The sequence below is a fragment of the Polaribacter sp. genome, assembly GCF_049276715.1.
Taxonomy (GTDB): Bacteria; Bacteroidota; Bacteroidia; order Flavobacteriales; family Flavobacteriaceae; genus Polaribacter.
The window spans coordinates 21,639-41,139 of record NZ_JBASWY010000028.1 but is presented as its reverse complement, the minus strand read 5'-3'; the positions used below and the strand labels follow the sequence as shown (position 1 = coordinate 41,139).

Below are 19,501 nucleotides of genomic sequence, written 5' to 3'. Positions count from 1 at the left end.
CTTTGTAACTTTGTATTTATTAAATTGATAAAAATGTACGGAAAAATTAAAGATATTTTAGAAAAAGAAATTCAGGAAATTAAAGATGCTGGCTTGTATAAATCTGAGAGAATAATTACAACTTCTCAAGATGCTGTTATAAAAATTTCTACTGGAGAAGAGGTAATTAATTTTTGTGCCAATAATTATTTAGGCTTATCAAATAATCCTGAAGTAATTCAAGCTGCTAAAGATGCTATGGACTCTCACGGATTTGGAATGTCTTCAGTACGTTTTATTTGCGGCACTCAAGATATTCATAAACAACTTGAAGAAAAAATTGCAGAATTTTATAAAACAGAAGATACTATTTTATATGCTGCCTGTTTTGATGCAAATGGTGGGGTTTTCGAACCTCTTTTAACAGATCAAGATGCAATAATTTCAGATAGCTTAAATCATGCTTCAATTATTGATGGAGTTCGCTTGTGTAAAGCAGCTCGTTATCGATATAATAATAATGATATGAGTTCTCTAGAAGAACAGCTTATTGAAGCAAATAAACAAAACCACAGATTTAAAATTATTGTTACTGATGGTGTTTTTTCTATGGATGGAATTGTTGCAAAACTCGATGAAATTTGCAATTTAGCAGATAAATATGATGCCTTGGTAATGGTAGATGAATGCCATGCAACAGGTTTTATAGGTAAAACAGGCAGAGGAACTGTAGAGCTTAAAAATGTAATGGATAGGGTTGATATTGTAACAGGAACCTTAGGTAAAGCTCTTGGTGGAGCTATGGGTGGTTACACAACAGGTAAAAAAGAAATAATAGAAATTTTGCGCCAACGCTCAAGACCATATTTATTCTCTAATTCTTTAGCACCTGCAATTGTGGGAGCATCGTTAAAAGTGTTCGATTTAATTTCTAATGATACTTCACTTCGAGATCAATTAGAATGGAATACAAATTATTTTAGAACTGAAATGGAAAAAGCTGGTTTTGATTTGGTTGGTGCAGATGCAGCTATAGTTCCAGTTATGTTGTATGATGCAAAACTTTCTCAAACCATGGCAAATAAATTATTAAAAGAAGGTATTTATGTAATTGGTTTCTTTTTTCCAGTTGTGCCCAAAGAAAAAGCAAGAATTCGAGTACAACTCTCAGCTGCACACACTAAAGAACACCTGGATAAAGCTATTTTTGCGTTCATAAAAATAGGGAAAGAGCTTAATATTATTTAGAATGGTTAAAAAAACTTGTTTTTTTGTTAATATTTTGTAGATTTGTCTTTGTAATATGGTTTTAACAACTTACTTTTGCTTATTATAAAAATGAACTTTTAATTTAAAAATTTGATAATGAAACGATTAAAATTAGCTGTGATAGCTTTGTTCGCGTTAATAACGGTTAGCAACGTTAACGCGCAAGATGAAAATAACCCTTGGGCTATTGGTTTTGGGGTAAATGTAGTAGATTTCATCCATTTGCCAATTTCTGATTCTAACCATTGGGAAGATTTAGTTGGTTCTTCTGATTGGAACTTTTTACCTTCAATTTCTAGAATTACTGCAGAAAAATATTTAGACAAAGGGTTTTCTTTGCAATTTGCGGGTACTTTAAATAAAATTGAAACATTTACAACAAAAGATGACTCAGATTTTTTCTATTATTCAATAGATGCTTCTGTAAAGTATGATTTAAACAGACTAGTTGGTGAAACAGCTTGGTTTGATCCTTATATTCATTTAGGAGGATCTTATGTTTCTGCAGATGGTAATGGTGAAGGAATGTTGACTGGGGGTATTGGTTTCAATACATGGTTCAATGATAATTTAGGTTTAAATTTTAATACGGGTGTAAAACATGGTTTCGCAGACAAAGTACAAGATCACTGGCAACACTCTTTAGGTTTAGTAGTAAGATTTGGTGGAAAAGACACAGATGGTGATGGTATTTATGACAAAAACGATGATTGTCCTCAAGTACCAGGTTTAAAAGAATTCAATGGTTGTCCAGATGCTGATGGTGATGGAATCAAAGATTCTGATGACGCTTGTCCTAATGTAGCTGGTTTAGCCTCTATGAATGGATGTCCAGATTCTGATGGTGATGGAGTTGCAGACAAAGATGACATGTGTCCTAATTCAAAAGGTACGAAAGCAAACAATGGATGTCCTGATACTGATGGTGATGGCGTTTTAGATAAAGATGATAAATGTGCTACGACACCTGGACCTGCTGCAAATAGTGGTTGTCCTTGGCCAGACACTGATGGTGATGGTGTGTTAGATAAAGATGATAAGTGTATTAATGAAGTTGGACCTGCATCAAACAATGGTTGTCCAGAAGAAGTTATCACTAAAGAGGCTACTGAAGCAATTGCTTTTACTGCTAAATCAATATTATTTAATTCAGGAAAAGCTACCTTTAAATCTGGTGTTACAAAAGAATTAGATGCTATTGCTGATGTAATGATGAAACATCCAAAAGCGACATTTGCTGTAGGTGGTCATACAGATAGTACTGGTAGTAAAAAGATCAATGATGGGCTGTCTCAAAAGAGAGCTGAAGCTGTAATGAATTATTTAACTTCTAATGGAGTAGATCCTTCAAGATTATCAGCTAAAGGTTATGGTTCAGCTAATCCAATTGACTCTAATGATACTAGAGCAGGAAGAGCTAACAACAGAAGAGTAGAAATTAAAGTTACTAATGAGTAATTTTTAATCTAAAATATAAAAAAAGCCTAATAATATGATGAGGCTTTTTTTTTTTGGCACTTTTTCAAAATAATATAATTAAAAAACTTTTCATTTTCAGGGAAATAAATTACCTTTGCACCCTAAAATAAGAGGTGTTTTTATCTCTTCTCAAGAATTTAATTTAAAGTAAGAATAATGTCTACAATAACAGGTAAAGTTTCTCAAATTATCGGTCCAGTAATCGATGTTGAATTTAACACAGAGTCTGAACTTCCAAAGATTTATGATTCATTAGAAATTAAAAAAACTGATGGTTCTATTTTAGTTTTAGAGGTTCAACAACATATTGGAGAAGATACAGTACGTACTATTTCTATGGATGCTACTGATGGATTACAAAGAGGAGCAAAAGTTTTTGCTACTGGAAGTCCTATACAGATGCCAATTGGAAATAATATTTACGGACGTTTATTTAACGTTACTGGAGATGCTATTGACGGTTTAGGAAACTTAGATAAAGAAGGTGAAAACGGATTGCCAATACATAGATCAGCTCCAAAATTTGAAGATTTATCTGTTTCAACAGAAGTTTTATTTACAGGTATTAAAGTTATCGATTTAATTGAGCCTTATGCAAAAGGTGGTAAAATTGGATTATTTGGTGGAGCAGGAGTAGGTAAAACTGTATTAATTCAGGAGTTAATCAACAATATTGCAAAAGGACATGGAGGTTTATCTGTATTTGCAGGGGTTGGAGAAAGAACTCGTGAAGGAAATGATTTACTTCGCGAAATGTTAGAATCTGGAATTATAAAATATGGTGATGATTTTATGCACTCTATGGAAGAAGGTGGATGGGATTTATCTAAAGTAGATAAAGAAGGAATGAAAGCTTCTAAAGCAACTTTTGTATTCGGACAAATGAATGAACCACCTGGAGCACGTGCAAGAGTTGCATTGTCTGGTTTAACAATTGCAGAGTATTTTAGAGATGGAGCAGGAGAAGCACAAGGTAAAGATGTTCTTTTTTTCGTAGATAATATTTTTAGATTTACCCAAGCAGGTTCTGAGGTTTCTGCACTTTTAGGACGTATGCCTTCTGCAGTAGGTTATCAACCAACATTAGCAACAGAAATGGGTGCAATGCAAGAGCGTATTACATCAACTAAAAAAGGGTCTATTACTTCAGTACAAGCAGTGTATGTGCCTGCAGATGATTTAACAGATCCAGCACCAGCAACAACATTTGCGCATTTAGATGCAACAACAGTTCTATCTCGTAAAATTGCTGAGTTAGGTATATATCCTGCAGTAGATCCTTTAGATTCTACTTCAAGAATTTTATCTGCTGAAATTTTAGGTGATGAACATTACAATACAGCAACAGCTGTAAAAGAAATTTTACAACGTTATAAAGAATTACAAGATATCATTGCAATTTTGGGTATGGAAGAATTGTCTGAGGAAGATAAATTGGTTGTTCACAGAGCAAGACGTGTACAACGTTTCTTATCTCAACCTTTCCATGTTGCTGAGCAATTTACAGGAATTCCTGGGGTTTTAGTTGATATTAAAGACACTATCAAAGGCTTTAATATGATTATGAACGGTGAATTAGATAAATATCCTGAAGCAGCTTTTAACTTAAGAGGGTCTATACAAGACGCAATTGATGCAGGTGAAAAAATGTTAACAGAAGCATAAATAAGTTTTGAGTTTTTAGTTTTGAGTTATGAGTAAATAACTAAAAACTAAAAACTCAAAACTAAAAACTAGAAAAATATGTTTTTAGAAATTGTAACACCAGAAGCTATTTTATTTTCCTCAGAAATTGATTCATTATCAGTTCCTGGTGTGAATGGTGAGTTTCAAATGTTGAATAATCACGCACCAGTTGTTTCTAATTTAAAAGAAGGAACTGTAAAAATTCATATTCATTCACAATCGAATATAGAGTTAGATGATTTAAGTGGTAAATTAATTCCACACGAAGAAGATGACAAAGTGTTAACTTTAGCAATTAGTTCTGGTACTTTAGAGTTAAATGATAATAAAGCAATTATTTTAGCTGACTAATTTAATTGTGCATCAACAAATAGAAAACTCAAAATAAAATTTATTTTGAGTTTTTTTTTATGCCTAATTTCAGTGTAGTGCATAAAAAAACACCTTTAAATATAAAGGTGTTTTTTAGCAATTTTCCCTTCCGAGATTTTTCATTTTTCTTACTTCAAAGATGCAACTGTTTGTGAAAAGAACTACAGGTAGAAATACCCAAAATTATAGAGGAAAAACACCCTTTTTTAATTCGATTAGGAATCTTATCTAAATTTAAATTGTATTTTTAATATTTATTAATATATAAACTTAATTGAACAATGAAATCTCTAATATTCAAACTATTTACATTTTTAGTAGTATCGAGTTTAATCCTTTCTTGTGCTTCTGAAAGTAATAACCAAGTTAAAAAGGCTTCAAGTAAAAGACCAACACAAGCAATTACGTATCCAGAAATGGCTGCTATGTTTAAAGAATATGACAATGGGCAAAAGAAAGTGTTGGATGGTTATATCAAAAAAAAATCAAAAGGGAAAGATACCATTGCTACAATTTCAGAGTTTTTTACTATTGAAGAATTAGAACAATATTTAAGTTATGTTAAAAGACTTTCAGCAGAAAAAGAAATTAATCTTACAGGAATAAAAATATTTACAAGTGCATATCCTTCAGACTATAAAATACCTGAATATAGAAATCGAGTTACTTTTATGCTAGCACCTACAGCTAAAATTAAAGGTAAAAATGTAGCTTATGAACCATTAAAATCTACGATGAGGAAACCAGTATCTATGCAAAGTGTTTTAAATGAATATGCAGATGAAACCACCAAAAAGGTAAATAGGGCTAGTATATTTAGTTTCCAAATAGGTTCTGATGATAGTTCTGTTTTAAATAGAGGAACATTAAACCCTCCATATTAAGTAATAAAGTATGGTTTCAGATGATGGTTTATTTATCAAACAGCTTGGTTCATGGCTACCTTACTTAACATTGTTGTTATCACTATTTTTATATAAACGTTATAAAAGTTATGCTTTCTATAAATATTTTATACTTTATATTTTAATTATTGTAATTGTTGATGTCATTAATGCAGTTTTTTTTACGGTAAACAATCTAATCCTTTTTGATATTTATACTTTTTTTGAATTCAATAGTTTTGCTTTAGTCTATTACCATTTATTAAAAGATAAAACCAGATTAAATATTTTAAAAGCATTAGTTCTGGTCTTTAACGTGATTTATTTTATTTTTTATTATTTTGATTTTTATACGATGTATACTGTGCCAATAGAAGGAATTGTAAATAGTATAATTGTAATTTTATTTTTTATAGAATTGTTAAATTCAGAGAATATTTTAAATTATAAAAAATTATTATCTTTTTGGCTTTCAGTTGCTTTTTTAGTGTTTTATTTAACCACAGTGCCCTTTTGGTCTTTATTTTATTCTAGTATTTTTGCAACTAGAGATATGTTTTATATTATTTATTATCTTGCCTCCATTTTTCAAATAATTTTTATTTACGGCTTATTAGCATGCAAGAAAACGGAGGATTTATATTAATAGTTTCTACAGGGTTAATACTTATTATTGTAATAGCCCTAATTATTTTATTTACCACATTTCAAAACAAAAAAAATGTTTTAGTAGAAGAACGTAAAAAGACAAAAGAAGAGTTTGAAAGAACAATTGCAGAAACACAAATAGAGATTCGTGAAGAAACCTTAAGAAATATTAGTTGGGAGTTACATGACAATATTGGTCAGTTACTAACTTTGGCAAAAATTCAATTGCAGAGTGCAACAGCGGAGAATATACAAGAAGTTTCTAATACCATTACAAAAGGGTTAACAGAAGTAAGAGCGTTGTCTAAACTCATTAACCCAGAAGCAATGAGCACGATAGATTTAAGAGAAGCGGTTCAGTTAGAAATAGATCGTTTTAATCGTTTAAATTTTATAGCATCTACCTTAACAATTTCTGGTGAAGAAAAGGATATCGATAAGAAATCGAGCATCATTATTTTTAGAATTTTACAAGAATTCTTTTCTAATACGATAAAACACTCTAGGGCATCACAACTAAATGTAAATTTAGAATATAGTAGTTCTTTTTTATTAATTACAGCAAAAGATAATGGAGTCGGTTTTTCATCCGAAGTAAAAAAAGAAGGTATTGGTTTGATAAATATAAAAAATAGAGCCAAATTAATTAATGCAACTGCACAGTTTACATCAGAAAAAAATAAAGGAACTACTTTAGAAATACATTATACATTATGAAAGAATTTTCGGTAATTGTAGTAGACGATCATACGTTACTATCTCAAGCCATACAAACTATGGTAGATACTTTTGAGAATTTTAAAGTATTATATACCTGTAAAAATGGGCAGGAAGTTATAGATCGGTTTACAGCATCACCAGCCAATATACCAGACGTAGTTTTAATGGATATTAATATGCCAATAATGAATGGTATAGAAACTACAGATTGGATAAGTAAAACGCATCCAGATGTTAATGTAATGGCCCTATCTGTAGAAGATGAGAATAACACAATTCTTAAAATGCTAAAAGCGGGTGCTGTTGGGTATTTGTTAAAAGATACTGAAAAATTAGTCTTAGAAAAAGCATTGACAGAAATAGTAGAAAATGGTTTTTACCACACCAAAAATGTAACCAACTTATTAATGAAATCTATTTCTGGTGAAATTGGCAACACAATAGTACTTAAAGATAGAGAAATTGAGTTCTTAAAATTGGCTTGTACAGAAATGACTTATAAAGAAGTTGCAGATAAAATGTGCTTGAGCCCAAAAACGATAGATGGTTATAGAAATAATTTATTCACAAAATTAGAGGTAAAAAACAGGGTTGGTTTGGTAATGTATGCTATAAAAAATAAAATTTACACTGTTTAAAAATGTTGTAAATTTGCAGCATGGAAGAAACTAATAGACAAAAAAAAATTTCGGGAGTTTTACAAAAAGACTTGGTAGATGTTTTACAAAAAGCAGCTCAAGATGGAATGAAGGGTGTAATTATTTCTGTATCTAAAGTTTCGGTTACTTCAGATTTGGGTGTTGCTAAAGTATATCTAAGTATTTTTCCATCAGAAAAAAGAGCAGAAATTGTAAAAGGAATTCAGTCCAATACAATTTTAGTTCGTCATGAAATGGCAAAACGTACTCGAAATCAACTGCGTAGAATGCCAGAATTATTATTTTTTGCAGATGATACTTTAGATTATTTAGAAGAAATAGATAAGTCTTTAAATGGAAATGATGCCAATCCTATTAAAAACCCAGAGGTACTTCCAAGACGTCAAAAACGATAACTTAAATCTAGTTATTTGAGTTTTTCCTACTACATAGCCAAAAGATATTTATTTACCAAAACCAGTAATAATGCCATTAATATTATTACGATTATAGCTTCATTTGGAGTTATTGTTGGGTCTTTGGCGTTATTTATTATTCTATCTGGTTTTTCTGGTTTGCGCACTTTTAGTTACAGTTTGTTAGATGCCTCAGATCCAGATATTAAAATTACATCTGTAAAAGGAAAATCCTATTTTTTTACTCAAGATTTAGAACAAATCTTACAAAACAATCTTGCAATAAAAGCCTACTCTAAAATAATTGAAGAACGTGTCTTTTTGGAGCAAAATGATAAAAACGAAATTGCATACATTAAAGGTGTAGAAAGCAATTACCCAGCAATTACTCAGATTGATTCCTCTTTAAGTTCAGGTGGATGGCTAAATACTAATTATTTTAATACAGCAGTTGTAGGTAGAGCAATAGCTACAAAGTTATCTTTAGGCGTTAGAAGCTACACAGAGCCCTTAAATATTATGGTTCCCAAACCTGGCACTGGTTTTATAAATCCTACAAATGCCTTTTACGAAACAAGTGTGCAAGTAGTTGGTTTATATACAGGTACACAAGATTTTGAGAGTAAATATGTTTTTGTTGATTTTAATTTGGCTCAAGAACTATTAAGGTTTAAAGACAACCAAATTACTGCCATAGAATTGAAGTTAATGAATGGAAAAGATGCTGATATTGTTGCAGATAACTTACAAACAACTTTTGGAAAAGAATATAAAGTACAAACCAAAGAGCAATTGAATGAAGTTTTTTACAAAGTAATAAATACAGAGAATTTTGTTTCCTATTTAATTTTTACATTGATTATAATTATTGCATTATTTAATGTAATTGGTGCAATTATTATGATGATTATTGATAAACGAGCCAATTTAAAAACCTTATTCAGTTTAGGGACAAGTGTAAAAGAGATTAAAAAGATATTTGTTTTACAAGGGTTTTTACTAACTTTCTTTGGGATGTTAATTGGGCTAATTTTAGGTGTTATTTTAGTATTTTTACAAATAGAATTCGGTTTGTTTATGATCACAGAAAGTTTGCCTTATCCTGTAGAATTCCAGTTTTCTAATTTATTGATTGTAATTTTTACGATAACTATTTTGGGTTATATAGCATCTAAAATTGCAAGTAGTAGAATAAATAAAGAGTTTATTGAAAAGTGATTTTATGAAAAAAATAGTTTTAGCTTTTTGTTTAAGTTTAATTTATTCTTGTCAGGTAAAAAAAGAGTTTAATCAGCATCCACTGCTTCAAAAATCAAGAAAACAATATGCAATTATTGATACTATTAATGCAGATACTATTCATAAATATTTTAAAATAAGACCTCCAAAAAATTGGAATATTTATTACGATGCCCATAAATTTATCATTTACTCTCCTTTAGGAACAAGTAAATATTTTTTTCAAGATAATGATTCAATTTCAGCATATAAGAATGCTAAAGAAATTTACGATTACAATAAATCTCACAAAATAAAAAAGGGAAATTATTGGAATAATTATTTTAGAGCTCATAGTATAGAAAGAGATTCTGTAAAAATAAAAAATTTAGATGATATTGTTAATGAATACAAACAAAGTCATAAAAATAGATTTGAATCAGATTTTAAATATGAAGTAATAAAAGTAAAAAACTTAAAATTTGGTGAAATTGTATATTTTAAATATGGATTCGATAGTGGCTACCACAAAATTACCCACATAGATGCTGTGATTATAGGGAAAAGAAGAATTTATAATTTTATTTATGAATCTTCAAATCCTTATTTTGAGCTTTATTTGGGAGATGTTCAAAAGATTATAAACTCTTTTGAAATGCTGGAATAAATAACTTAAATCTCCGAAATTAAAACATCACCAAACATTTTTTCTACTTCATCAAAAGCAGCAAAAACATCTGCAGCATCATCAGAAGTTACCATTTTTGTTCTGTATTCTTTAAAATACGGAATTCCTTTAAAATAATTGGTGTAATGTCTTCTAGTTTCTACAACGCCTAAATGCTCTCCTTTCCAATCAATAGCCATTTGCAGATGTCTTCTAGCAGTTTCAGCACGTTGCGCAATTGTAGGTTTTTCTAAATGTTCTCCAGTTTTAAAAAAATGTTTTACTTCATTAAAAAACCATGGATAACCAATAGAAGCTCTTCCAATCATAGCACCATCTAAACCATATTTGTCTCGCATTTCCATAGCTCTTTCAGGAGTGGTTACATCACCATTTCCAAAAACAGGAATGTGCATTCTTTGGTTGTTCTTTACTTGAGCAATAGGTTTCCAATCTGCATCTCCTTTATACATTTGTGCACGTGTTCTGCCATGAATTGCTATTGCTTTACAACCCACATCTTGTAAACGTTCTGCAACTTCTACTATTCGAATAGAATCATGATCCCAACCCAAACGTGTTTTTACAGTAATTGGTAAATTGGTATGTTTCACCATGGCTTCTGTAAGTGAAACCATTAAATCGATATCTTTTAATATTCCTGCTCCAGCACCTTTTGAAACTACTTTTTTTACAGGACAACCAAAATTGATATCAATAATATCTGGATTCGATTTCTCTACAATCTCAATAGTTTGCAACATCGAATCTAAATTGGCACCAAAAATCTGAATACCAACAGGACGTTCTTTTTCGTAAATGTCTAATTTCATGATGCTTTTAGCAGCATCTCGAATTAATCCTTCAGAAGAAATAAATTCTGTATACACAACATCTGCACCATTTTCTTTGCACAAAGCTCTAAATGGTGGATCAGAAACGTCTTCCATAGGTGCTAATAAAAGTGGAAAATCTGAAAGTTCTATGTTGCCTATTTTTACCAAAATAATTTAATTTTAAAAATTTATCTCTTTCTCAATTTCTGCATCTCCTCTTTTTACCAATACTTTTGTAGTGTTTCCTTCCTCAAAAACCGATAAAGCACGCATATAGCTCATCATATTTGTCACCAAACTATCACCTAGTTTTATAACAATATCACCTTTTAAAAGTCCCGCTTTTTGTGCAGGTTTGTCTTCAGAAATTCCATCAATTCGCATTCCTTTTCCATCAAAAAGATAATCAGGAATTACGCCCAAACCTACTTTAAAACGAGGTGCATCTTCACTTTCGTTTTTGGTTTTTCTAAAAGCCAATTTTCCATTGTCATCTAAATCAGAAATAATATTAAAAATATAATCAGAAATTAAATACATGCCATTGTAATTCAGTTTTTCTGAATCATCACCAGGTTTATGATAATCTTCATGTTGACCTGTAAAAAAATGTAACACAGGAATATCAGCCAAATAAAAAGAAGTGTGATCACTTGGTCCAACTCCAGATTCTTGCTGTATTAATTTAAAATTATCATTATGTGATTTTAAAACTTGCCTAAAAATTGGCGAAGTTCCTGTGCCATAAACTGCCAAAGAAGAGTCTTTCTTCATTCTGCCAACCATATCCATATTTATCATATAAGATACTTTTTTAAGATCGATTGTTGGGTTTTTTACAAAATAATTAGAACCTAAAAGTCCCATTTCTTCGCCAGAAAAAGTCATGAATACATAATTATTTTTGGTATTTTTTTCTTTTAATTTTGATGCCAAGTTTAATAAAATTCCAATTCCAGAAGCATTATCATCTGCACCATTATGAACTGCTTTTATAGAATCTCTGTACAAAGAGCCTTCACCTCCAAAACCTAAATGATCATAATGTGCACCAATAATGATGGTGTTTTCGGCTTTGTTATCTAAAAAACCAATTACGTTATTTCCGGTAATTGTTCCATCTCCATTTACATCAAATTTTACTTCATCATGAGGATTTGTTTTTGGTTTAAAAGAAAAAGGCTGCAAAAACTCTTGAGTTCCTTTTGGTGATAAACCCAAATCTTTAAAGCGTTTTGTAATATAACTAGCTGCTTTTTTTTCACCTTCAGTTCCAGTTTGTCTTCCTTCTAATTCATCCGAAGCTAAAAAAGTGACATCATTTTCAATACTATTTTCAATTTTAGCTTCTTGTTTGCAAGAAATAAATAAAGCTAAAAAGATGATAATTATACTATTTTTCATAATGATAATATTATTTTTGCAAAGTTAATTAATAAATAAGAAAATGAGAATTCTTTCTGCACTTGTATTGGCATTATTAATGCTTTCTTGTAAAACAGATAAAAAACCAACTGAAACAATTGTATCAGAAAAAAATGAAGTCAAAGATTCATTAATTTATCCTGAAGAAACACATTTTAAAAGTTTACGTCAAGTTACTTTTGGTGGCGATAATGCTGAAGCTTATTGGAGTTTTGATGACAAGCAATTGGTTTTTCAGTCGAATTATAAAAACTGGAATGTAAGCTGTGATCAAATGTTTTTAATGAATGCTGATGAGAATTTTAAAGATAAAATGCCGCCAATGATTTCCACAGGAAAAGGACGTACTACTTGTGCGTATTTTTTACCAGATAACAAACACATTATTTACGCATCTACACATTTGGTTGATGAAAATTGCCCAGAAGTACCTTTGCGTAAAAACGGAAAATACATTTGGCCAGTTTATGACAGTTTCGACATTTTTGTGGCTGATTTAGAAGGGAATATTGTAAAACAATTGACCAATGAAAAAGGTTATGATGCAGAACCTACAGTATCTCCAAAAGGTGATAAGATTGTGTTTACATCCACTAGAAGTGGCGATTTAGAATTGTACACTATGAATATTGATGGTTCTGATGTAAAACAAATTACAGACGAATTGGGTTATGATGGAGGTGCATTTTTCTCTCCTGATGGTACAAAAATTATCTTTCGTTCGTCAAGACCAAAAACCGAAGAAGAAATTAAAGCGTACAAAGATTTATTAGCAGAAGGTTTAGTGGAACCAACAGAAATGGAGCTTTACATTTGTAATGCAGATGGTTCTGAATTGCGTCAATTAACAGATTTAGGAAACGCAAATTGGAGTCCGTTTTTTCATCCTTCAGGGAAAAAGATTTTATTTTCATCCAATTTTGAAGCAGAAAGAGGTTTTCCTTTCAATTTATATTTAATTGATATTGATGGTAAAAATTTGGAAAGAGTAACACATGGTGAAACTTTTGATGCGTTTCCAGTATTTTCTAATGATGGAAAAAAATTAGCGTTTTCATCAAACAGAAATAATGGAGGAGGACGTGATACAAATTTGTTTATTGCTGAATGGCAAGACTAAGAAATGGCTTGGACTAAAGAAAAAATTCTTATAAATATAGAAAGCTTAATGAGAAGTAAATTCTCTGAACCAAAAGATGCTTTTGATTATTACGATTCAGACAAAGACGGATTTTTAACAAAAACCGATTTTAAAATTTTACTGAAAGAAGCCAATGTAAGTTCTTTAATTAGAGGTTTGGTTGCCGAATTTATGATGCAAAGTTTTGATGCTAATAAAGATGGATTCGTAAGTTGGGATGAGTTTCAATTGGCAATTAAAGAATCTGGGATAACAAGATAATTTCTATTCTAACTCAACAATAACTTCATTTTTTCTATTTAAAACTTCCATTGGTGCATTATAACCTAGAAAGTAAAATTTGTTGATATATTTTAGGTTTTCTCTATCTAATGCATCTATTAATTTCTTTTTGTAAGACTCAATTTTTTCATTATTTGCCCAACCACCAAAAGTAATTGCAGCAACTTTTTTAGCTGGAATCTCTTTAAATTCAATAGATTGATCATTTGGTTTTGGTAAATCTTCTTTCTTATATTTTTTTGGAACCATAAACATCATAGTCGTTTTTTCATCCAAAGTCATTGCAACAGGAGAAGTCATAGCTATTTTTTCATTTTTATCATTTCCGCCGAAAATGTATCCTGCTAAAACAGAAAAGCCCTTGTTTGAGGCTTTGTCATAATTGTTGGTAGATAAATCGACAGAAGTAAAAAGTGTTGCTTCGTAATTTCTTATTTCAAAATCATTATAGGTTTTTACTACATTAAAAGGGTATTGTTCAATATTTTTTTGACTGCTCATAAAATAGATTTGAGAGATTACAAAAAGAGCAATAATTATTCCTAGAATTATATAGACCACTTTCATTTTTGTTATTTTTTATTTTAAAAATTAAAACACCTTAAAGTTACGAAATATTTTATTTTTAATATGTTAAGGTATTCTTAGAAGATTTTTTAGGACTAGAAATATTACAAAAAGCCAATACTTTGCAAAAATGTTTTATTGTTTCTACTTTTTAAATGGCTTATATTTGCATACTATTTTACAAATCAAATTTAACGAATGAAGAACATTAGAAACTTTTGCATTATCGCACATATAGATCATGGTAAAAGTACATTAGCAGACAGATTGTTAGATTTTACTGGTACTGTAACCGCTCGTGAAAAAAAAGAGCAGTTATTAGACAGTATGGATTTGGAACGTGAACGTGGAATTACCATAAAATCTCACGCCATTCAAATGGATTATGTTCATAATGGAGAACATTATATTTTAAATTTAATAGACACTCCTGGTCACGTAGATTTCTCTTACGAAGTTTCAAGATCTATTGCAGCTTGTGAAGGCGCTTTGTTAATTGTAGACGCTGCACAAAGTATACAAGCGCAAACAATTTCTAACTTATACTTGGCTTTAGAGAACGATTTAGAAATTATTCCTGTTTTAAATAAAGTAGATTTACCATCTGCAAACCCAGAAGAAGTTACAGACGATATAGTAGATTTATTAGGTTGCGACCCAGAAGATGTAATTCATGCAAGTGGAAAAACAGGTTTTGGAGTTGATAATATTTTGGAAGCGATTATTAATAGAATTCCTGCACCAAAAGGAAATCCTGATGCACCTTTACAAGCCTTAATTTTCGATTCTGTGTACAATTCTTATAGAGGAATTGAAACGTATTTTCGAGTTTTTAATGGTGAAATTAAAAAAGGACAAGAAATAAAATTTGTTGCCACAGGTAAAAATTATTTTGCTGATGAAGTAGGCACTTTAAAACTACAACAAGTTGCAAAAAAATCTGTAAAAACAGGTGATGTTGGCTATTTAATTACAGGAATAAAAACCGCAAAAGAAGTAAAAGTAGGAGATACCATTACAGATTTTGCAAACCCAACACAAGAAATTATTGGAGGTTTTGAAGATGTAAAACCAATGGTTTTTGCAGGTATTTATCCTGTAGATACAGAAGATTATGAAGAATTGCGTTCTTCAATGGAAAAACTGCAATTAAATGATGCTTCTTTGGTTTTTCAACCAGAGAGTTCTGCAGCCTTAGGTTTTGGTTTTAGATGTGGGTTTTTGGGAATGTTGCACATGGAAATTATCCAAGAACGTTTAGAACGTGAGTTCGATATGACAGTAATAACAACGGTTCCCAACGTTTCTTATCATGCATACACAAAGAAAAATCCTGAGGAAATTATTATTCTAAACAATCCAACAGATTTACCTGATCCATCAAGATTAGATAGAGTAGAAGAGCCTTTTATAAAAGCAAGTATAATTACAAAGTCCGATTTTGTAGGACAAGTAATGAGTTTGTGTATCGAAAAACGTGGGCAAATTATCAATCAAACGTATTTAACCACACAAAGAGTTGAGCTGATTTTTGAAATGCCTTTAGCAGAAATTGTGTTCGATTTTTACGATCGTTTAAAAACCGTTTCTAAAGGATATGCTTCTTTTGATTATCATCCTATTGGTATGAAAGAATCGAAATTGGTAAGAGTAGATATTTTATTAAACGCCCAACCAGTAGATGCACTTTCTGCCCTTTTACATGCAGATAATGCATTTTCGATTGGTAAAAAAATTGTAGAAAAATTAAAGCAATTAATTCCAAGACAACAGTTCGATATTCCTATTCAGGCTGCAATTGGCGCAAAAATTATTGCCAGAGAAACTACCAAAGCATTGCGTAAAGATGTTACTGCAAAATGTTATGGTGGAGATATTTCTAGAAAGCGTAAACTATTAGAAAAGCAGAAAAAAGGAAAGAAAAGAATGCGTCAAGTGGGGAATGTAGAAATACCACAAGAAGCATTTATGGCTGTTTTAAAGTTGAATGATTAAAACGAATCAAGATTTTTAGAATTAAAAATCAAGACAAAAACAGACAATATTAAAACCTTTTTGAGAAATCAAGGAGGTTTTTTTATTTGAAGTTATTTCCAGCTTTTGGCACTCACTTTTTTTGGGTACTAAACCAAAATGAATTCAAACATCAGCCTTTCTTAACCTTGACGAATGGCTTCAATTTGGGCTTAACTTGTTTAGCCACTTTTTGTTTTTATTCAAACTAAAAAGGTGTCAATTTATATAGATTTTAAAAATCACAATCTGACGAATTGGGTTAAAATTCCGATAAACAGATATTCATTTTCTATAAAGACAAGACGCCTTAGTCCTTAAAAACATTACCTGAAAACAAAAAAAATGCTCCGAAAAATCGAAGCATTCTTTTTGATAAAGTCATAAGAGTGAAATTATAAAAGCATCTGAGATGCTAATCTCTGCCTCCAAGAACTTGTAAGGCCCAATATAAAAGCATTGCTAAAGAACCTAAAGCTGCTACTAAATAAGTTCTTGCTGCCCATTTTAGAGCATCAGTAGAACCAACCAACTCCTCTCTTGTAATTATATTTTTATTTTTTAACCAAGCTAAAGCTCTGTTACTGGCATCATATTCTACAGGTAAAGTGATAAAACTAAAAAGCGTTGCAAGTGCCATCATTGCCAAACCAGCAACAGCAATATAAAAACCAATTCCAGTTGCTCCAGAAGCCGCACCTAAAATTAAACCACCAATTACTAACCATTGAGAAAAGTTAGAAGAAACACTAACTATAGGTACTAATTTAGAGCGCATTGTTAGCCAATCGTAAGCAGTTGCATGTTGTACTGCATGCCCAACTTCGTGAGCAGCAACTGCAGCAGCAGCAGCATTTCTTTGGTTGTAAACAGCTTCACTTAAATTTACAGTTTTGTCTTTTGGGTTGTAGTGGTCTGTTAATCTTCCAGGAGTAGAAATCACTTTTACATCGTAGATGCCATTATCGGATAACATTTTCTCTGCAATTTCAGCTCCACTCATTCCATTTCTTAACGTAACTTTAGAATATTTCTCAAATTTTTTCTTTAAAGTATTACTAATTAGCCAACTCACTAAAGAGATTATACCAATTAAAATATAAAAACCTATCATATTTATAATGTTTTAAAATTGTATTTCATTTTTGTTTGATAAATTTACAACATAAATTATTCCAATTTAATTTTTGGCCATTAAAATTGATTAATGGCATATAAAATTTTTCGAATTTAATATTTTATTAAGATTAGATGTCAAAATGACAATAAAACCAAACATATTATTAGTTTATACAGGTGGAACCATTGGTATGGTTAAAGATTATAAAACAAATGCTTTAAAGGCTTTTGATTTTAGCCAAATTTTAGATAAAATTCCAGAAATACAACAATTAAACTGTAGTTTAGAAAGTATTTCTTTTGATGAACCCATAGATTCATCAAATATGAATACAAACTATTACGTAAAAATAGCAGAAATAATAGAGCATAATTACACAAAATTTGATGGCTTTGTAATACTTACTGGCTCAGATACAATGTCTTACATTTCATCTGCAATAAGTTTTATGCTAGAAAACTTACGTAAGCCAATTATATTTACGGGTTCTCAATTACCAATAGGGGATTTGCGAACTGATGCAAAAGAAAATTTAATTACTTCATTAGAAATTGCTTGTGCGAATAAAAATAATCAACCTGTAGTAAAAGAAGTTTGCCTGTATTTTGAATATAAATTATACAGAGCCAACAGAACTACAAAAGTAAATGCAGAACAATTTGAAGCGTTTACTTCTATGAATTATCCAGCTTTGGCAGAAAGCGGAGTGCATTTAAATTTTAATGAGCATTTTTTATTTAACCATTCCAAAAAATTAGAAAAATTAATTGTCAGAAAAAATTTAGTGACTGATATTGTTATTTTAAAATTATTTCCAGGAATTACAGAGAATATTGTAAAAAGTATTTTACAGAGTAAAAACTTAAAAGGAGTTGTTTTAGAAACTTATGGTTCTGGAAATGCTCCAAATGAAATTTGGTTTTTAAATTTATTAAAGCAGGCTATTCAAAAAAATATTAGAATTGTAAATATTACACAATGTTTAGGAGGCAGTGTAATGCAAGGTCATTATGAAACTAGTTTAGAGATGAAAGAAATTGGAGTTATTTCTGGAAAAGACATTACAACAGAATCTGCAGTAGCCAAATTAATGTATTTATTAAGCGAAAATCTAAGTTCTAAAGATTTTAAATACTATTTCGAAAAATCTTTAAGAGGAGAAATTTCTTAATAAAGGACTAGTAAATCGTTGTTTTATCTCGAAAAACCTCTAATTATTAAAAAAATGACGATTTAAAACGTAAATAGCTTAAATTTTCTTTTTTATACTTAACAATTTTTTGTTACTTGCCACTCTCTTGATAAAAGAGAAAAAGATTTTTTTTGAAAAATAGAATTTATGAAAGATATAGTTTATTTAGATGAAAAATTTATATCTTTAACCCGTTAACTATTAAAATTAATTTATAACAAAGATGAAAAAAGTAGTAAATGTCTTATCTGTAATAGGATTCATGTTTTTTGGAGCTATCCAGTCAACTTTCGCTCAAGAAACTGCAACAGAAGCAAAAACGTTTCACCAAATTTTAAAGCAAAACTTTATTGATGGTGGCCCAGGATTTATGGGAATTGTATTAGTAGCTTTAATTTTAGGATTAGCTATTGCAATTGAAAGAATTATTTATTTAAACATGGCAACAACAAACACTAAAAAGTTGTTGGCAAGTGTTGATGATGCTTTAAGCTCAGGTGGAGTAGAGGCAGCTAAAGAAGTTTGTAGAAATACAAAAGGTCCTGTAGCTTCTATTTTTTATCAAGGTTTAGACAGAGTTGATGAAGGTGTTGAAGAAGCTGAAAAAGCAGTAGTTGCTTATGGAGGTGTTCAAATGGGACAATTAGAGAAAAATGTTTCTTGGATTTCTCTTTTTATTGCATTAGCACCAATGCTTGGTTTCATGGGTACTGTAATTGGTATGATTGGAGCATTTAATGACATCGCAGTTGCAAATGATATTTCTCCAGCAGTAGTGGCAGGGGGTATTAAAATTGCATTATTAACAACTGTATTTGGTCTTGTGGTGGCTATTATTCTTCAAATATTTTATAATTATATCGTTGCAAAAATCGATAGTATTGTAAATAGTATGGAAGACGCGTCTATCTCTTTGGTAGATTTATTAGTAAAGTATAAAAAATAAAAC

At 30.4% G+C, this 19,501-nt stretch carries 20 protein-coding genes; 16 read left to right on the top strand and 4 right to left on the bottom strand.

Features of this window, described 5'->3' with window-relative positions; genetic code table 11:
* Positions 1-33 precede the first annotated feature (33 nt).
* The 11 genes from kbl to WAO74_RS08145 all read left to right on the top strand — a co-directional run bounded on the left by kbl (position 34) and on the right by WAO74_RS08145 (position 9,976).
* Positions 34-1,227 (top strand): glycine C-acetyltransferase, encoded by a 1,194-nt coding sequence (kbl, locus tag WAO74_RS08195; protein WP_422161107.1) that lies wholly within the window; start codon positions 34-36, stop codon positions 1,225-1,227.
* Between the two features lie 117 nt (positions 1,228-1,344).
* Positions 1,345-2,706, top strand: a complete 1,362-nt coding sequence (locus WAO74_RS08190) for an OmpA family protein (RefSeq protein WP_422161105.1) — start codon at positions 1,345-1,347, stop codon at positions 2,704-2,706.
* A gap of 177 nt (positions 2,707-2,883) precedes the next feature.
* Positions 2,884-4,392 (top strand): F0F1 ATP synthase subunit beta, encoded by a 1,509-nt coding sequence (gene atpD, locus WAO74_RS08185; RefSeq protein WP_422161103.1) that lies wholly within the window; start codon positions 2,884-2,886, stop codon positions 4,390-4,392.
* 78 nt (positions 4,393-4,470) lie between these two features.
* Positions 4,471-4,764, top strand: a complete 294-nt coding sequence (locus tag WAO74_RS08180; RefSeq protein ID WP_422161102.1) for a FoF1 ATP synthase subunit delta/epsilon — start codon at positions 4,471-4,473, stop codon at positions 4,762-4,764.
* A 302-nt stretch (positions 4,765-5,066) separates the two neighbouring features.
* Positions 5,067-5,669, top strand: a complete 603-nt coding sequence (locus WAO74_RS08175) for a hypothetical protein (protein WP_422161100.1) — start codon at positions 5,067-5,069, stop codon at positions 5,667-5,669.
* Positions 5,670-5,679: 10 nt separating this feature from the next.
* Positions 5,680-6,315: a hypothetical protein gene (locus WAO74_RS08170; protein WP_422161099.1), complete on the top strand. Its 636-nt coding sequence runs from the start codon at positions 5,680-5,682 to the stop codon at positions 6,313-6,315.
* Positions 6,288-7,034 (top strand): sensor histidine kinase, encoded by a 747-nt coding sequence (locus tag WAO74_RS08165; RefSeq protein ID WP_422161098.1) that lies wholly within the window; start codon positions 6,288-6,290, stop codon positions 7,032-7,034. Before WAO74_RS08170 ends, WAO74_RS08165 begins: the two co-directional genes overlap by 28 nt.
* The gene (locus WAO74_RS08160; RefSeq protein ID WP_422161097.1) at positions 7,031-7,675 is read left to right on the top strand and encodes a response regulator; all 645 of its coding nucleotides are present in this window, start codon (positions 7,031-7,033) and stop codon (positions 7,673-7,675) included. The genes WAO74_RS08165 and WAO74_RS08160 overlap by 4 nt, the downstream gene beginning before the upstream one ends.
* Before the next feature lie 20 nt (positions 7,676-7,695).
* Positions 7,696-8,091, top strand: coding sequence for a 30S ribosome-binding factor RbfA (gene rbfA / locus WAO74_RS08155; protein WP_422161096.1), 396 nt, complete (start codon positions 7,696-7,698; stop codon positions 8,089-8,091).
* A gap of 15 nt (positions 8,092-8,106) precedes the next feature.
* A complete protein-coding gene (locus tag WAO74_RS08150; protein WP_422161095.1) occupies positions 8,107-9,309 on the top strand; it encodes an ABC transporter permease in 1,203 nt (400 codons plus the stop codon).
* 4 nt (positions 9,310-9,313) lie between these two features.
* Positions 9,314-9,976, top strand: a complete 663-nt coding sequence (locus WAO74_RS08145; protein WP_422161094.1) for a hypothetical protein — start codon at positions 9,314-9,316, stop codon at positions 9,974-9,976.
* A gap of 5 nt (positions 9,977-9,981) precedes the next feature.
* On the opposite strand, the gene dusB is transcribed toward WAO74_RS08145, so the two are convergent.
* Positions 9,982-10,980, bottom strand: coding sequence for a tRNA dihydrouridine synthase DusB (gene dusB / locus WAO74_RS08140; RefSeq protein WP_422161092.1), 999 nt, complete (start codon positions 10,978-10,980; stop codon positions 9,982-9,984).
* 12 nt (positions 10,981-10,992) lie between these two features.
* The gene (locus tag WAO74_RS08135; protein WP_422161090.1) at positions 10,993-12,216 is read right to left on the bottom strand and encodes a M28 family peptidase; all 1,224 of its coding nucleotides are present in this window, start codon (positions 12,214-12,216) and stop codon (positions 10,993-10,995) included.
* 43 nt (positions 12,217-12,259) lie between these two features.
* Here WAO74_RS08135 and WAO74_RS08130 point away from each other — a divergent pair, with 43 nt between their 5' ends.
* The gene (locus WAO74_RS08130) at positions 12,260-13,357 is read left to right on the top strand and encodes a TolB family protein (RefSeq protein ID WP_422161088.1); all 1,098 of its coding nucleotides are present in this window, start codon (positions 12,260-12,262) and stop codon (positions 13,355-13,357) included.
* A gap of 3 nt (positions 13,358-13,360) precedes the next feature.
* Positions 13,361-13,639: an EF-hand domain-containing protein gene (locus WAO74_RS08125; protein WP_422161086.1), complete on the top strand. Its 279-nt coding sequence runs from the start codon at positions 13,361-13,363 to the stop codon at positions 13,637-13,639.
* A gap of 3 nt (positions 13,640-13,642) precedes the next feature.
* Here the strand turns inward: WAO74_RS08125 and WAO74_RS08120 are convergent, their stop codons facing one another.
* A complete protein-coding gene (locus WAO74_RS08120; RefSeq protein ID WP_422161085.1) occupies positions 13,643-14,227 on the bottom strand; it encodes an SOUL family heme-binding protein in 585 nt (194 codons plus the stop codon).
* Positions 14,228-14,425: 198 nt separating this feature from the next.
* Between WAO74_RS08120 and lepA the strand changes: the two genes are divergently transcribed.
* A complete protein-coding gene (gene lepA, locus WAO74_RS08115) occupies positions 14,426-16,222 on the top strand; it encodes a translation elongation factor 4 (RefSeq protein WP_422161083.1) in 1,797 nt (598 codons plus the stop codon).
* Positions 16,223-16,655: 433 nt separating this feature from the next.
* On the opposite strand, the gene WAO74_RS08110 is transcribed toward lepA, so the two are convergent.
* The gene (locus WAO74_RS08110; RefSeq protein ID WP_422161082.1) at positions 16,656-17,354 is read right to left on the bottom strand and encodes a zinc metallopeptidase; all 699 of its coding nucleotides are present in this window, start codon (positions 17,352-17,354) and stop codon (positions 16,656-16,658) included.
* 145 nt (positions 17,355-17,499) lie between these two features.
* Here WAO74_RS08110 and WAO74_RS08105 point away from each other — a divergent pair, with 145 nt between their 5' ends.
* Together WAO74_RS08105 and WAO74_RS08100 are read left to right on the top strand one after the other, a co-directional pair.
* Positions 17,500-18,531 carry an asparaginase gene (locus WAO74_RS08105; RefSeq protein ID WP_422161080.1) on the top strand — a complete coding sequence of 344 codons (1,032 nt, stop codon included), beginning with the start codon at positions 17,500-17,502 and terminating at the stop codon, positions 18,529-18,531.
* 244 nt (positions 18,532-18,775) lie between these two features.
* Positions 18,776-19,498 carry a MotA/TolQ/ExbB proton channel family protein gene (locus tag WAO74_RS08100; protein ID WP_422161078.1) on the top strand — a complete coding sequence of 241 codons (723 nt, stop codon included), beginning with the start codon at positions 18,776-18,778 and terminating at the stop codon, positions 19,496-19,498.
* Positions 19,499-19,501: the final 3 nt, after the last annotated feature.

What these genes read in the sequence shown, in the direction of transcription:
- WAO74_RS08125 (WP_422161086.1), top strand. Translation starts at nt 13,361, where the DNA reads ATGGCTTGGACTAAAGAAAAAATTCTTATAAATATAGAAAGCTTAATG.
- WAO74_RS08175 (WP_422161100.1), top strand. Translation starts at nt 5,067, where the DNA reads ATGAAATCTCTAATATTCAAACTATTTACATTTTTAGTAGTATCGAGT.
- WAO74_RS08120 (WP_422161085.1), bottom strand. Translation starts at nt 14,227, where the DNA reads ATGAAAGTGGTCTATATAATTCTAGGAATAATTATTGCTCTTTTTGTA.
- rbfA (WP_422161096.1), top strand. Translation starts at nt 7,696, where the DNA reads ATGGAAGAAACTAATAGACAAAAAAAAATTTCGGGAGTTTTACAAAAA.
- WAO74_RS08130 (WP_422161088.1), top strand. Translation starts at nt 12,260, where the DNA reads ATGAGAATTCTTTCTGCACTTGTATTGGCATTATTAATGCTTTCTTGT.
- WAO74_RS08170 (WP_422161099.1), top strand. Translation starts at nt 5,680, where the DNA reads ATGGTTTCAGATGATGGTTTATTTATCAAACAGCTTGGTTCATGGCTA.
- WAO74_RS08165 (WP_422161098.1), top strand. Translation starts at nt 6,288, where the DNA reads ATGCAAGAAAACGGAGGATTTATATTAATAGTTTCTACAGGGTTAATA.
- WAO74_RS08100 (WP_422161078.1), top strand. Translation starts at nt 18,776, where the DNA reads ATGAAAAAAGTAGTAAATGTCTTATCTGTAATAGGATTCATGTTTTTT.
- WAO74_RS08180 (WP_422161102.1), top strand. Translation starts at nt 4,471, where the DNA reads ATGTTTTTAGAAATTGTAACACCAGAAGCTATTTTATTTTCCTCAGAA.
- atpD (WP_422161103.1), top strand. Translation starts at nt 2,884, where the DNA reads ATGTCTACAATAACAGGTAAAGTTTCTCAAATTATCGGTCCAGTAATC.
- WAO74_RS08135 (WP_422161090.1), bottom strand. Translation starts at nt 12,216, where the DNA reads ATGAAAAATAGTATAATTATCATCTTTTTAGCTTTATTTATTTCTTGC.
- WAO74_RS08190 (WP_422161105.1), top strand. Translation starts at nt 1,345, where the DNA reads ATGAAACGATTAAAATTAGCTGTGATAGCTTTGTTCGCGTTAATAACG.
- WAO74_RS08145 (WP_422161094.1), top strand. Translation starts at nt 9,314, where the DNA reads ATGAAAAAAATAGTTTTAGCTTTTTGTTTAAGTTTAATTTATTCTTGT.
- WAO74_RS08105 (WP_422161080.1), top strand. Translation starts at nt 17,500, where the DNA reads ATGACAATAAAACCAAACATATTATTAGTTTATACAGGTGGAACCATT.
- lepA (WP_422161083.1), top strand. Translation starts at nt 14,426, where the DNA reads ATGAAGAACATTAGAAACTTTTGCATTATCGCACATATAGATCATGGT.
- WAO74_RS08160 (WP_422161097.1), top strand. Translation starts at nt 7,031, where the DNA reads ATGAAAGAATTTTCGGTAATTGTAGTAGACGATCATACGTTACTATCT.
- kbl (WP_422161107.1), top strand. Translation starts at nt 34, where the DNA reads ATGTACGGAAAAATTAAAGATATTTTAGAAAAAGAAATTCAGGAAATT.
- WAO74_RS08110 (WP_422161082.1), bottom strand. Translation starts at nt 17,354, where the DNA reads ATGATAGGTTTTTATATTTTAATTGGTATAATCTCTTTAGTGAGTTGG.